The sequence below is a fragment of the Leifsonia sp. NPDC056824 genome (assembly GCF_042789575.1).
GTDB lineage: Bacteria > Actinomycetota > Actinomycetes > Actinomycetales > Microbacteriaceae > Leifsonia.
In genome coordinates, this window is record NZ_JBHUAV010000001.1 from 1052845 (window position 1) to 1065005 (window position 12161).

13 protein-coding genes and 1 pseudogene are annotated in these 12161 nt (G+C 71.5%); 3 read left to right on the forward strand and 11 right to left on the reverse strand.

All coding sequences use genetic code 11. The features are described 5' to 3' along the window. Window positions 1-24: 24 nt before the first annotated feature. Window positions 25-2271 carry a glycoside hydrolase family 3 C-terminal domain-containing protein gene (locus ACFRFH_RS05225; RefSeq protein WP_382461945.1) on the reverse strand — a complete coding sequence of 749 codons (2247 nt, stop codon included), beginning with the start codon at window positions 2269-2271 and terminating at the stop codon, window positions 25-27. Window positions 2272-2389: 118 nt separating this feature from the next. Then, entirely contained in the window at window positions 2390-5224 is a 2835-nt protein-coding gene (locus ACFRFH_RS05230) for a hypothetical protein (protein WP_382461946.1), read from the reverse strand. A gap of 99 nt (window positions 5225-5323) precedes the next feature. Between ACFRFH_RS05230 and ACFRFH_RS05235 the strand changes: the two genes are divergently transcribed. Continuing rightward, the gene (locus ACFRFH_RS05235) at window positions 5324-5551 is read left to right on the forward strand and encodes a hypothetical protein (RefSeq protein WP_382461947.1); all 228 of its coding nucleotides are present in this window, start codon (window positions 5324-5326) and stop codon (window positions 5549-5551) included. Window positions 5552-5635: 84 nt separating this feature from the next. Here the strand turns inward: ACFRFH_RS05235 and ACFRFH_RS05240 are convergent, their stop codons facing one another. Then, window positions 5636-5824, reverse strand: coding sequence for a hypothetical protein (locus tag ACFRFH_RS05240; protein WP_382461948.1), 189 nt, complete (start codon window positions 5822-5824; stop codon window positions 5636-5638). A gap of 46 nt (window positions 5825-5870) precedes the next feature. Further along, window positions 5871-6464: a TMEM175 family protein gene (locus ACFRFH_RS05245; RefSeq protein ID WP_382461949.1), complete on the reverse strand. Its 594-nt coding sequence runs from the start codon at window positions 6462-6464 to the stop codon at window positions 5871-5873. 82 nt (window positions 6465-6546) lie between these two features. On the opposite strand from ACFRFH_RS05245, the pseudogene ACFRFH_RS05250 reads away from it, so the two are divergent. Next, window positions 6547-6978 (forward strand): annotated as a pseudogene (locus ACFRFH_RS05250) (NUDIX hydrolase); the annotation flags it as partial. 41 nt (window positions 6979-7019) lie between these two features. On the opposite strand, the gene ACFRFH_RS05255 reads toward ACFRFH_RS05250, so the two are convergent. From ACFRFH_RS05255 to ACFRFH_RS05275, 5 genes are all read right to left on the reverse strand, one after another. Further along, complete coding sequence (locus tag ACFRFH_RS05255; protein ID WP_382461950.1) at window positions 7020-7595, reverse strand: cysteine hydrolase family protein; 576 nt, start codon at window positions 7593-7595, stop codon at window positions 7020-7022. A gap of 49 nt (window positions 7596-7644) precedes the next feature. Then, window positions 7645-8121 carry a hypothetical protein gene (locus ACFRFH_RS05260; protein WP_382461951.1) on the reverse strand — a complete coding sequence of 159 codons (477 nt, stop codon included), beginning with the start codon at window positions 8119-8121 and terminating at the stop codon, window positions 7645-7647. A gap of 253 nt (window positions 8122-8374) precedes the next feature. Next, window positions 8375-8590 carry a hypothetical protein gene (locus ACFRFH_RS05265; protein WP_382461952.1) on the reverse strand — a complete coding sequence of 72 codons (216 nt, stop codon included), beginning with the start codon at window positions 8588-8590 and terminating at the stop codon, window positions 8375-8377. Window positions 8591-8657: 67 nt separating this feature from the next. Next, on the reverse strand, window positions 8658-9059 hold the full coding sequence (locus ACFRFH_RS05270; RefSeq protein WP_382461953.1) for a DUF6855 family protein: 402 nt from the start codon (window positions 9057-9059) through the stop codon (window positions 8658-8660). Window positions 9060-9097: 38 nt separating this feature from the next. Continuing rightward, the gene (locus ACFRFH_RS05275; protein WP_382461954.1) at window positions 9098-10126 is read right to left on the reverse strand and encodes a serine hydrolase domain-containing protein; all 1029 of its coding nucleotides are present in this window, start codon (window positions 10124-10126) and stop codon (window positions 9098-9100) included. A gap of 102 nt (window positions 10127-10228) precedes the next feature. Here ACFRFH_RS05275 and ACFRFH_RS05280 point away from each other — a divergent pair, with 102 nt between their 5' ends. After that, window positions 10229-10978 carry a formylglycine-generating enzyme family protein gene (locus ACFRFH_RS05280; RefSeq protein ID WP_382461955.1) on the forward strand — a complete coding sequence of 250 codons (750 nt, stop codon included), beginning with the start codon at window positions 10229-10231 and terminating at the stop codon, window positions 10976-10978. 3 nt (window positions 10979-10981) lie between these two features. Here ACFRFH_RS05280 and csrA read toward each other — a convergent pair whose 3' ends face one another. Together csrA and ACFRFH_RS05290 are read right to left on the reverse strand one after the other, a co-directional pair. Continuing rightward, complete coding sequence (csrA, locus tag ACFRFH_RS05285; RefSeq protein WP_382461956.1) at window positions 10982-11218, reverse strand: carbon storage regulator CsrA; 237 nt, start codon at window positions 11216-11218, stop codon at window positions 10982-10984. 65 nt (window positions 11219-11283) lie between these two features. Beyond that, a complete protein-coding gene (locus ACFRFH_RS05290; RefSeq protein ID WP_382461957.1) occupies window positions 11284-12033 on the reverse strand; it encodes an ABC transporter permease in 750 nt (249 codons plus the stop codon). Between the last annotated feature and the right edge of the window lie 128 nt (window positions 12034-12161).

The window sequence follows — 12161 nt, forward strand, 5'->3', positions numbered from 1 at the left end:
CAGCGTCGCCGAAAGGGGCGTACGCTACCGGTTCGCCGCGGCCACCAGCTGGTCCAGCTGCTCCGCGGTGACCGGGCTGCCCGGGAACGAGGCCGCGCGCACCAGCGGGATGGACTCCGCCATCCGGCGCAGGCTCGGGTCGTTGAGCATGGCGCCCATGCCCTGGGCCTCCGCGCTCTGGGCGAGCGCGGCCGTCAGGATGGGTCCGCCGACCGGGTGGCTGAGCCACTCGCCGAGCGTCGAGTCGACGGTGAGCGGCGCCGCGCGCCCGTCGCCGGCGAGGGTCACGACGGCCGAACCGCGCAGGTCGCGGGACGACGCCCCGACCTCCACGACGTAGTCGCCGCCCTCCACGGTCCAGCCGCCGAGCTCGGTGTCGAAGTAGGCGAGGTCCTCGGTGGCCAGGTCGATCACGGCCGCCGCGGTGGCGCCCGCGGCCACTGCCACGCTGGCGAAGCCCTTCAGCTCGCGCACCGGGCGCTGCACGCGGGAGGCCGGGACGGACACGTAGACCTGGACGACCTCCCGGCCGTCGCGGTCGCCGGTATTGGTGACGTCCACCGTCACGCGGACGCCCTCCGCCGTCGCGGTCGCGGTGGGCGCCCCGAACGCGAACGTCGTGTACGAGAGGCCGTGGCCGAACGGGAAGGCGACCGCCGCGTCGCGCGCGTCGAAGTCGCGGTAGCCGACGAAGAGTCCCTCGCCGTAGCGGACGTGGCCCTTCTCTCCGGGGAAGTTGAGGTACGAGGCGGTGTCCTCCAGCCGCACCGGGATGGTCTCCGCCAGCCGGCCGGACGGGTTGACGACGCCGAACAGCACGTCCGCGACCGCGCCGCCGCCGGCCTGGCCGAGCAGCCAGCCCTCCACGATGGCGGGCACACGGTCGGCCCAGCCGGAGACGCGCACGACGCCGCCGTTGGAGAGGACGACCGTCACACGCGGATTGGCGGCGATCACGGCCTCCAGCAGGGCGGTCTGCGCGGGCGGCAGCTCGAGGTGCTCGCGGTCGAAGCCCTCCGACTCGTCCTCGCCGGGGAGGCCGAGGAACACCACGACGTCGTCGGCGCCGGACGCGACCCCGACGGCCTCCGCCGTCAGCGCCACCTCGTCGGCGTCCACGCCGAGTGCGTAGCCCGGGGCGAAGACGACTGTCGCGTCGCCCGACAGCGCGTGCAGCTCGTCGAGCGCGTTGTCCAGGCGGGTCGGGACGATCTGGGAGGAACCGGCGCCCTGGTAGCGCGGCGTGCGGGCGAACTCGCCGACGACCGCGATCGTGCGGCCGGCGTCGGTCGCGAGCGGGAGGACGCCCTCGTTCTTGAGCAGCACGATGCTGCGGCCGGCGACCTCCCTGGCGAGGGCGTGGTGCGCCTCCGCGTCGTAGGTCGCCTCCGCGTCGGCCCCGGCGAGCGCCTTGCCGACCAGGTCGATCACGCGGTCCGCCGCTGTGTCGAGCACGGACTCCGCCAGCGAGCCGTCGCGCACGGCGGCGACGAGCTGGGCGTCGGTGACGCCTCCGCTGGAGGGCATCTCCAGGTCGAGTCCGGCGACGAGCGCGCTCACCCGGTCGTTGACCGCGCCCCAGTCGGAGACGACGAGCCCCTCGAAGCCCCACTCGTCGCGGAGGACCGACGTGAGCAGCCACGGGTCCTCGCTCGCGTAAACACCGTTGATCCGGTTGTAGGAGCACATGACCGTCCACGGCCGGGCGTGCGTCACGACGTGCTGGAAGCCGCGCAGGTAGATCTCGCGCAGCGGGCGCTCGTCCACGTCGGCGCTCACGCGCAGCCGGTCGGTCTCCTGGTTGTTTGCCGCGAAGTGCTTGAGCGAGGCGCCGACGCCCTGCGACTGGAGTCCGCGGACCAGGGCGGCGCCGAGCCGGCCGGAGACGATCGGGTCCTCGGAGAGGTACTCGAAGTTGCGTCCGCACAGCGGCGAGCGCTTGATGTTGATGCCCGGCCCGAGCAGCACGCCGACGCCCTCGGCCTTGGCCTCCTCGCCGAGCGCCGCGCCGACCCGCTCCAGCAGCTCGGCGTCCCAGGAGGAGCCGAGCGCGACCGCGGGCGGGAAGCAGGTGGCCGGCACGCTGTCCCCGATGCCGAGGTGGTCGCCGCCCTGCGCCTGCTTGCGCACGCCGTGCGGCCCGTCGGTCAGGTAGATGGAGGGGATGCCGGCGCGGTCGACGCCCTCGGTCTCCCAGAAGCTGCGGCCGCTGGTGAGCGACGCCTTCTCCTCGACGGTGAGTTCGGATGCTCGGGCAAGGCTGTCGACCATGATTCTCCTTCGGATGGTGACCAATACCATACACCACTCGGTTTTAAGCGTGGACATTCGTGCCGAATGTGGGTTCTGGGCGCGCGTAAGGCGACATTCGGCACGAATGTACCCCGCGTCAGAGTCGCCGCATCAGATCTCGCAGCGCGGTCATGTACTGCGTGGACGACTGGTACCCGGGGTGCGTCGCCACCTTGACAAGGTAGAGCGGCGGCCCGAACTCGTCCGCGCCGCGGTCGATCTCGTTGTCCTTGAAGGACGCGTCCGGGAAGCCGAGGTAGTCGGTGCGGCGCCACAGGTTCACCCATGCCACCGCGCCGTCCGGCTGGGTCAGCAGCTCGCGCAGCGTCGGCTTGTCGCGTTCGGCGGGGTCGCGGCCTCCCGACCCCTCGACGTCGTGGTCCTCCACGACCTGCCTCAGCCAGGGGTCGGCCTTCCACAGCGACGGCGCCCGGCTCGGGAGGGTGCCGAGCGCGGCGGGGCCGAACAGCTCGGGGAAGAAGCGGCCGAAGTAGGCGCGGAGTTGCGTGCCGTAGGTGAGCAGGGCGACGTTCCTGAGACCGTCGGTGGTGTCGGCGCCGAGGGTGAAGATCGTGGAGACGGCGAGGACTGCGCCGAGGCTGTGCGCGCTGACGACGACCTTGCGGCGCTGGCGCGAAGTCAGCGCCCGCAGCTCGTCGCGGGCGCGCTCCTCGGCGGTGCGGCGGTCCCCCACCGTCCCGGCGCCCGCGGCGATGTCCGCCTCCAGCCACGCCACGATGCGGTCGCGCAGCTCCGGGATGACGCGCTCGGCGTAGCAGGGCGGCCCGAACGGGTGACCGGCGCGCGGGAGGAAGCACATCAGGTCCCACATCACGCCGACCGGGCGCTCCTTCGTCGTCAGCGCGTTCTCCGCGATCGTCACGACAGCGGCGACCGAGATCAGGCCGAGCGCTGGGAGGGCGAGGTCGAGCAGGGCGGGACGCAGCGGCTGCGGGAGGGCGATCGCGACGATGATGCCGAGCGCGAGCAGCGCGGCGAGGAGGCCGAGCACCGGCTCCCCGCGGTGGAACAGGGCGGCCGAGCGGCGGGCGTTGAGCATCCGGAAGTCCAGCTTCCCCGCCGACTTCACCTGCGGCACCCGCCCGTCGCGGTAGCTGTGCAGCGGCTCGCGGACCGCCCGGCCGCCGACGGTCTCCGGCGTCGTCAGGCGCGGCGTCGTGCGCATCCGCAGGAGGGCGACGACGAGCACGAAGAGCACGAGCACGACGGCGAGCACCGGCACCGTCCCGCCGAAGTTGCGGTACGCGACCGGCGTCGTCAGGCCGCCGGGGGTCAGCGGGCAGATCGGGGTCGGGCCGCCGGTCGCGGCGAGCGCGCACTGTGTCCCGAGCACGAGGAGGGTCGACAGCAGCATGGCCCCGCCGAGGGAGAGCAGCATGATCACGCCGGGGCCGGTGCCGCGCCAGCCCTGGTAGGCGAAGCTGCGGCGGCGGCCCATCGGCCAGAAGATCACCAGCGCGGCGAGCAGCACAGCGGCCAGGGCGGCGAGCAGGTACGCGGCCATTGTGAGCGGCGCGAGACGCAGATCCTTCGGGGTGGACACGACCGCGACCAGCAGCGAGACGCCGCCGACCGCCACGACGAGCACCGACAGCCAGCGCGGCACCCCGCGGCGCCAGCCGAGCGCCGACAGGGCGATGGCGAGCAGCACGCCGAGGATGATGGAGGGCGCGATCACCAGGCCCAGGAACGAGGGCGCGTGCTCCACGGTCGGCTCGACGGGCAGCGCCACGGCCACCCCGACCGCGACGTACACCACGATCGCGGCCAGCAGCATCCAGCCGGCCACGGCCTCCCTGTGCCGCAGCTTCAGCCGGATGAGCGTATGCCGACGGGCGTTCCGGAGGTCCGGCTGGACGCCCGCCATCCCCCGCTCGGCTCGGCCGCGCACGGTGGTGTCGACATTTCGCACGACCAGGGCGACGACCACGACCAGCCCGGCCGCGCCGAGGACGGCGCCGACTGTCAGCCACCAGCGTGACAGGAGCGGGGTGGTCGCCGGGTCGAGGCACTCCGGCGGGACGTCCACGCCGGCGGGCGCGCACGTCCAGAACACGCCGTCCCAGCCGACCAGCAGCGCCATCAGGAAGAACGCGGCCGCCGTGTGCAGCAGTTCGCTCGGGGCCTTCACCCGGGTGATCCCCCAGAACCCGTCCGTCGCGAGCGGGCGGCGCGGGGTGGCGGCCTGGCCCTCCGCGACACCGCTGAGGTCGCCGGCGGCGCGGATCTTCGCGGCCGTGCCGAAGATCCCGGCCTCGTACCGCGTGCGCGCCTGGTGCGAGACGAAGAACAGCAGCAGCACGCCCGCGATGGGGACGAGCGAGAGGAGCGCGACCCGGATCCCGCGGTGGTCGAGTCCCGGCGAGGTGAAGAACGCGGTCACCCAGCCGGGCAGCGCCGGGCACAGCGACGGGCGCACCAGGCACTGCGTCCCGATCAGGTCGAGGCTCACCGACGCCAGCGCGCACACATAGAGGAGGGTGAGGCCGAGCGCGAACACCCGCAGCGACGCCGCCCCGCGGCCGGCCTGCCATTCGCCGGTGCGCGGCTGGTCGGGGATGCGGCGCGTCCAGTAGGCGGTGTTGCACAGCCCGAACGGCAGGATGAGCAGCCAGGCCAGCTGCACGAAGAACTGGCCGATCGCCACGAGCGCGCCGCCGCCGTAGCGGGCCAGCATCCCCCACGAGTAGCCCTCGCGCCGGATCACGGTCGGGGGCGTGGCCGGGTCGGACGGGTCGGACGGGCCGACGGTCGGGACGTAGAAGCCGCCGTTCTCGTCGGCCTGGTCCGGGCGCACGTCGCCCGGCGCGACGCCGAGCATCTCCGCCGGCGGCGTGTTCTTGATCCCGTGGATCCTCAGCTCCAGGACGGTCGGCCCGCGCGTGGCGAAGACCGACGGCGACCGCGCCATGCCCGCAGGGTACCGGGGGGCGGACCGGTGCGTCTACAGGCGGTGCACGACTGTGCAGGACTCTGGTCGCGCGGCCCGCGAAAGCGTAATCTCCTCGCTATGAGCAACCCTGAAGAGCCCACCGGCGACGCCCGCGAGAACCTCGAGGGCAGCTACACCGAGTCCGACGACGAAGGACCGCACGAGCGCACCGTCCACGGCCAGTACACCGAGACCGAGGAGAACCCCGGCCCGGAGGCCGACGTCGAGGGCACGTACACCGACGTCGACGAGCCCGCGGATGCACCCGAGGGCGACTACACCGAAGGCGACTACCGCGAGCCCTGAGCGCGCGCCCCGATTCCGACCACCGAGGGGCACGTCGTTGTCACTTGTGACGCCCACAAGTGACAACGACGTGCCCCTCGCGGGTCAGGAGTAGCGCTTGCGGGCTTTGTCGGCCTGCTTCTTGGCGTTTTTGCGCGCTTTCTTGACGTCCGGGTTGTTCCAGAACGCGGTCACCGACTCGACGATCTGGTCGTAGCGCTCCCGGCCCGCCCGTGAGCCCAGGACATAGGCCGCGGCGATGACGAGGAGCACGAAAAAGGTCTTGGGTCGCATGCCGCGACGATAGCCCCCGGCCGGGCCGGTGGGAAGGGTCGTCCGGTCAGGCGCCCGCGTGCTCGCGCGAGCGCGTCAGCCTGCCCAGAAGGAGGTGGAGCGGCCGCGAGAGGAACAGCAGCAGCAGCCACAGCATCCCGACGCCCGGGAAGAGCACGGCCAGCACCCCGGAGATGACCAGCAGGATGATGAACGTCCAGCCGCGGAGCAGATCGGACTGGCCCCTGGCCTCCTCCAGCAGCATCCCCGGCGTGCGCACGATGAGGATCTCCATGAGCTGCATCGCGAGTGTCGTCAGCAGCAGATTGCCGATGTAGAGCGCGTAGACGTCCGGCTTCTCGCTCGGGCTGTCAGAGAGCACGTTGGCGGTGAACGGCATGAACACGATGCATGCCAGCCACAGCATGTTGAGCCACAGCAGCGCCGGCGTGTAGCTCTCGATCCAGTCGAAGACCTGGTGGTGCACCATCCAGAGCCGGGCGATGACGACGAACGAGATCCCGAACGCGAGGAACTGCCAGAAGTTGTGCTGGAAGTAGGGACCGATGCCCTCCTTCGCGACCTCCGGGCCCGCATCCACCAGCGGGAGGATCAGCAGGGTGATCGCGATGGCCACGACGGCGTCGGAGAAGTTGACCAATCGGTCGAATCCCCGCTGTGTCCGCACCACCGCCATACCGACATACTGCCTGACCGCCGCCCGTTCATGCGAGACTGCGGGGATGCCGCACCTCAACACCGGACCGGGCGAGTACGACCTCACGGCGAGCGCGCTGATCTTCCGCGAGCTCGACGGCCGCACCTGCCTGCTCGTGCACCGCCACCGCAAGCGCGGCATCCTGATGCAGCCGGGCGGGCACGTCGAGCGCGCGGAGGACCCGTGGGCCGCGGTCGCGCACGAGCTGCGCGAGGAGTCCGGCTACGACCTGGAGCAGCTCCTGCTCCTCCAGCCGGCGCACCGGATCGCGCGCGCCGAGGGCGTGGCCGTGCTGCCGACCCCGCTCGTCGTGGACGTGCATCCGATCACCGACGACCACGCACACACCGACATCGTCTACGCGTTCGTCGCGACCACCGACCCGGCCGGGGCGCCGGGCGAGGACGAGTCGCAGGAGCTGCACTGGCTGCCGGTGGACTCCCTCGCCGGCCCGGATGCGCCGGCCGACCTGGCTCCCGGCCTGGCGGAGGTCGCGCTCTACGCGATCGACGCGATGAAGTCGTCGATACTGGTGACGGTCACGCCGCCGCGGGCGAACACCTTCGCGGTGAGCACCTGGTGGACCTCGGGGTCGGAGTCCCAGCAGCCGTCTTCCAGCACGACCAGCCGGTAGTCGCGGTCGGAGGCGTCCCGCACGGTCGAGAGGACGACGCCGCTCGTCGCCACGCCCGCGAGCACGAGGGTGTCGATGCCGCGTGCGTCGAGCTGCTCCTTCAGGTCGGTGGTGCTGAAGGCGCCGACGCGCTTCTTGCGGACGACGATCTCGCCCTCGGCGGGCGCGATGCGCGGGTCGATCTGCGTCTCGGGGCGGCTCGCGTCGAGGCGCTCGGCCGCTCCGGCGAAGCGGGAGCGCGACGGGACCGTAGCCGCCTCCTCCGCGGTGAGGGCGACGCGCACGTAGCCGACGGTGACTCCGGCGCTGCGGGCGGCCTCCCTGGCGCGCGTCAGGCCGCCGAGGAACGCGTCGGCGTCGGGCATGCGGGAGAGGATGCCCGGCTGGAGGTCCATGAGCAGGAGGGCGGTGGTTGCGGGGTTCAGGGGGAGATCGTTCACATGGATAAACTACCTCGCCTGGTCAGCGGATCTGCTCCCAGTCCTCTGCCTAAATGAGCGCCACGTCCCACTTGAAGACGAGCTCATCGTGTCGAAGGGGACGTCCGGCAAAGTACGCAGCGCGCTCCAGCCCCGCCACCATGATGTCCGGCGGCAGGATATGGGCGACGACATCGAGAGCCGTGTACTCGTTGAGCGGGGTGTCGAAGGGAAAGCCGATCGCGATCCAGCCCTCTTCAAGCGATCCGTCCTCCATCACCAGTACGTCCACCACGACATCAGCAGAGCCGCCCCCGTACGTCTCGCTGAACACCGTTCCCGGATTCGAGCGCGCATCGCGATACAGACCAGCGCCGACAGCCGAGATGCCATCGATGAAGTTGGCGGGTGTTATGTCTTCGAGCAACTCGTAGTCGTCGGCGGTCGGCAGCAATTCGTCGCGCCCGTGAAGCAATTCGAAGTAGTTGTAGGCGTCACGGAGTTCTCCGCTGGCATGGGTGGGACTGAAGGCGAGGAGCCAACACACGTCGTTTCTGGCATCCCAGCGAGTAACTCCACGCCATCGATTGTGATGGAGGCTCAGATACGCGCCGTGTGGTTCGAGGCCCCGAATGGGTTCGCCCTCGTCAGGGGCGACCTCGCGTTTATTGACGAACGCCCGGAGGACGTCATGTCGGGTCCGAAAGGAGCGCGCGTCTCGGCCAGGGTCTTCGTCGGACAGGAGGAGGTCGTCCCGCAAACAGCGAGCCGTCACCCTCAGATGGGGCGAGAACACGGAGTCAGATAGACCTCAACGCCGCAGCCGCGCGCTCAGCGCGCTCGCGCCGCTCGACACGCTGGCGCTCTTCGATCTCGGGTCCGGTCATCCGGCGCGCCTCGTCGATTCGCTGTCGAACATCTCCGATCGGCATGGCATCGATCTCCGCGACCAGTCGTTCCGCGCGGCTCTGGTGAGCCTCTGCAGCGGTTGCAGCTGTGTGGGTGATCGTGGCCATGAAGGAAGCATAACCATGCCGCATGGACGGCGGCGGGGTGAAATCGCTGACCAGGAGGGTGAAACTCCTACTTCGCCCGCGCCTTGTTGTTGCGCGCGTCGTGCGTCAGCTCGATCAGCCCGAGCTGCTCCAGCAGCGGCGGCAGATACATCCCGAAGCGCCCGCGGTAGCCCTTGCGCAGCCCGTACCAGCCGCCGACCGGGTTGACCGGGTCGCGGCCCCAGGCCTCGATCGTGCCGGCGACCACCGGCTTGTTCTCGTCCGCGGCGCCCAGCGGCACCCAGTCGCCCTGCTCGCGCAGCCACGTCGCGAGGTCGTCGATCGCGCTCGCGTGGTAGCTCAGGCGGGTCGAGCCGACCTGGCAGACCAGTGCGGGCGGGTCGGCCGCGTCGTCGCGGTACATCGTGTACTCCGAGGTGCCCGGTGCCGTGGTCAGCCGCCACGGATCATCCTTGGTGCCTGCGCTCATGGTTCCTCCTAGTGTCTCTGCGAGAAGTCTGGACCCGCTCAATCGCACGCCACCAGTACCGCATCGCTCACGTCGCTGAGGTGGCGGAGGGCGCGGCGGCGCTCGTCGGCGGTGTTGGTCAGGTAGGCGAGCACGATGTCCCGCGCCGGGTCGGCCCAGACGTTGCAGATGCTGCTGCCGTTGTGACCGAACGTGCGCGGGTCGGCCCGGGAGCCGGTCGGCCGGGCCAGACCGATCGGGCCGCCGAGCTGGAAGCCGTGCGCCCAGCGCACCGGGTGGCCCATGATCCGGTCGGGCTCGCCGTCGCTGGAGACGGCCCGCGCCGCGGCGATGGTCTCCGGCGTGAGGACGCCGTCGCCTCCCGCCAGCAGCAGGTGGTAGAACTCGGCCAGCTCGCGGCCGTTGGTGCTCACCGCCGCGGCCGGCACCGGCACCGCGCGGGTGCGCGGCCGGTTGAAGAGGAGGGTCCTCGCCCGCTCGGGAGCGCTCAAGGCGCGGAGCGGGACGGCCCGGCCGGCGGCCGCGTCCGGGAGGCCGAGGGTCGTCTCGGTCAGCCCGGCCGGGCGCAGGAGGTTCTCGGCGATGAACTGCTCGGCCGGCGTCCCGCTGACGCGGCGCACCAGCTCGCCGAGGATGAAGCCGAAGCTCAGGACGTGGTAACCCACGACCTCACCCGCGGCCCAGCGCGGACGCGCGTCCTCCGCGGCCGCCACGGACCGCCGCGGGTCGGTCATCCGCACGGTGTCGCCGAGCAGCGTGCCGGTCGAGTACGGCACGCCGGCACGGTGGGTGAGGACGTGCCGGATGGTGATGTCGGATTTCCCGCCGCGCGCGTACGCGGGCCAGTGCGCGGCCACGGGGTCGTCGAGCCGCAGCATCCCGCGCTCGGCCAGCAGATGGACGGCGAGCGCGACGAAGGGCTTGCTCACCGAGAACGTGTAGAACAGTGCGTCGCGATCGCAGCCGACGCGGCGGTCGAGGACGACCTCCCCTCCGCGGACGACGGTGAGCCACGACGCGCCCCCGCGGCTGTCCACCAGGTCGAGGACGCGGCGGAAGTCGGGCATGACCGCATCATCGCGTTCCTCCGGGGAGCATGCAAGGCGTGGGTACCGGCGCTGCGAGACATTCTGAGGATTCGGCACGGCGTTTGTGCCAGGGTGGGACCCGTGGAAGGCGCGGACATCGACCTGGCGTACATCCCGCCCGGCGCGGTGCAGCTCCACGACGCCCGGCTGAAGCGGCGCTGGACGGTCGAACTGGAGTCGTTCGAGATCGGGGTGTTCCCCGTGACGGAGGAGCAGGTCGCCGAGCTGATCGGCGAGCCCGCGACGCATCCCCGGCGGCCGGCGACCGGCATCAGCTGGCTGCGCGCGGTCCGGTTCTGCAACGCGGCGTCCGAGTGGGAGGGCCTCGACCCCGCGTACTCCGTCGACGGCGAAGATGTCACCTGGCACGTCGACTCCGACGGCTACCGCCTCCCGACCGAGGCCGAGTGGGAGCACGCCTGCCGCGCGGGCTCCACCGGACCGCACTACGGGCCGCTGGCCGAGGTGGCTTGGACCAGCGCCGACGGCCTCGCCGCACCGCATGACGTGGGCGGGAGGCTGCCCAACCTGAACGGCCTGTTCGACACGCTCGGGAACGTGTGGGAGTGGTGCTGGGACTACCTCGACCCCGCCCGCTACGACGACTACCGGGTGTTCCGCGGCGGCGGGTTCGCCGACGACGCCTGGAGCGTGCGGGCGTCGGTGCGGCGCGGCGGCTCGCCGCGGACCCGGCACGAGGACCTCGGCTTCCGGGTCGCGCGCGGCGGCTTCGACGCCGAGGGCGCGGCGCAGGGCTGGTCCGCGGAGGCCGACCGCGAGCGCGCGGCGCTGGAGTTCCCGCTCCCGCCGGGGTGGACGCCGCGGCGCTGACCGCTAGAGCCCGAGCGACCGCTTGATCAGGGTCTCGGCGTCGTCCGGCCCGACGGCAGGGGCGGTCGCCTCCAGGTTGGCCTCGGTGACGGCCTTGACCACCTCGTCGCGCTGGATGCGGATGCCGCGCGGGGCCTCGATGCCGACTCGCACGCCGTCGCCGCGGACGTCGAGGATCGTGACGACGATGTCGTCCCCGATGAGCACGCGCTCGCCGACCTTCCGGGTCAATACCAGCATTGATCCAGCCTATCGGGCACGCGACCCCTCGCCCACTCCCCCATCGGGCCGCCCGATCCCCGCGGTCAGCGCAGCCGTGCCGGGCGGACCCGCACCGGCGCGAGCCAGGCCGCGACGATCACCGCGGTGATCGACCCTGCCGCCATGATCGCCGCGAGCACGACCACCTGGAACCGGCCCGCCTCCAGCGGCGAGACCCCGCCGAAGATCGCGCCGACGAACGCGCCGGGCAGCGTGACGAGCCCCGTCGTCTTGGTCTGGTCGACGGACGGGATCAGCGCCGAGTAGACCGCTCCCCTCGCCTGTTCCAGGGTCGACTGCCGTGGCGTCGCGCCGAGGGACAGCCAGCCCTCCACCTCGTCCCAGTGGTCGTCGACCGCCTCGGTGAACCGGCGGCCGGAGAGTGTCGCGATGCTCATCGAGTTGCCGATGACGATGCCGCCGATGGCGAGCGCGTACCGGGCCGAGAACTCGATCGCGCCGGTGAGGAAGACGACGGAGAAGGAGACGACCACGCCGGTGAGCATCGCCGTCCCCATCATGAGCGCGTGCTCCCCCGACCAGCCGATGCGGTGCGTGGCGGTCGCCGCCGCGACGCCGAACATGACCAGGAGGGCCAGCGCGACCCAGACCGGATCGGTGATGACGCCGGCGAGGACCACACTGATGATCGCGAGCTGGGCGGCCCCGCGGAGGATCGCGAGGGCCGGGGCCCAGCGGTGCGGCACGCGGTACGCGGCGAGGACGGCGGTCGCCAGCAGCGCGAGCACGGCGACCCCGAGGAGGGTGGGCGCGAGCTCGGCGAAAATGGGCACGTCCCACCCTAATCCGGGGGCGTTTCGCACATGATCATCCACAGGGTTGCACACCGTGTGAATTACGAAGATGTAATTTCGAAGGTCTCTTCGAATTCCCGATAATCCTACGAAAAATGCAGATCAGC

Excerpts from the sequence above, each read along its gene's own strand:
- ACFRFH_RS05270 (WP_382461953.1), bottom strand. The coding sequence starts at position 9,059 with ATGAGCGCAGGCACCAAGGATGATCCGTGGCGGCTGACCACGGCACCG.
- ACFRFH_RS05240 (WP_382461948.1), bottom strand. The coding sequence starts at position 5,824 with ATGCGACCCAAGACCTTTTTCGTGCTCCTCGTCATCGCCGCGGCCTAT.
- ACFRFH_RS05230 (WP_382461946.1), bottom strand. The coding sequence starts at position 5,224 with ATGGCGCGGTCGCCGTCGGTCTTCGCCACGCGCGGGCCGACCGTCCTG.
- ACFRFH_RS05225 (WP_382461945.1), bottom strand. The coding sequence starts at position 2,271 with ATGGTCGACAGCCTTGCCCGAGCATCCGAACTCACCGTCGAGGAGAAG.
- csrA (WP_382461956.1), bottom strand. The coding sequence starts at position 11,218 with ATGCTGGTATTGACCCGGAAGGTCGGCGAGCGCGTGCTCATCGGGGAC.
- ACFRFH_RS05235 (WP_382461947.1), top strand. The coding sequence starts at position 5,324 with ATGAGCAACCCTGAAGAGCCCACCGGCGACGCCCGCGAGAACCTCGAG.
- ACFRFH_RS05265 (WP_382461952.1), bottom strand. The coding sequence starts at position 8,590 with ATGGCCACGATCACCCACACAGCTGCAACCGCTGCAGAGGCTCACCAG.
- ACFRFH_RS05275 (WP_382461954.1), bottom strand. The coding sequence starts at position 10,126 with ATGCCCGACTTCCGCCGCGTCCTCGACCTGGTGGACAGCCGCGGGGGC.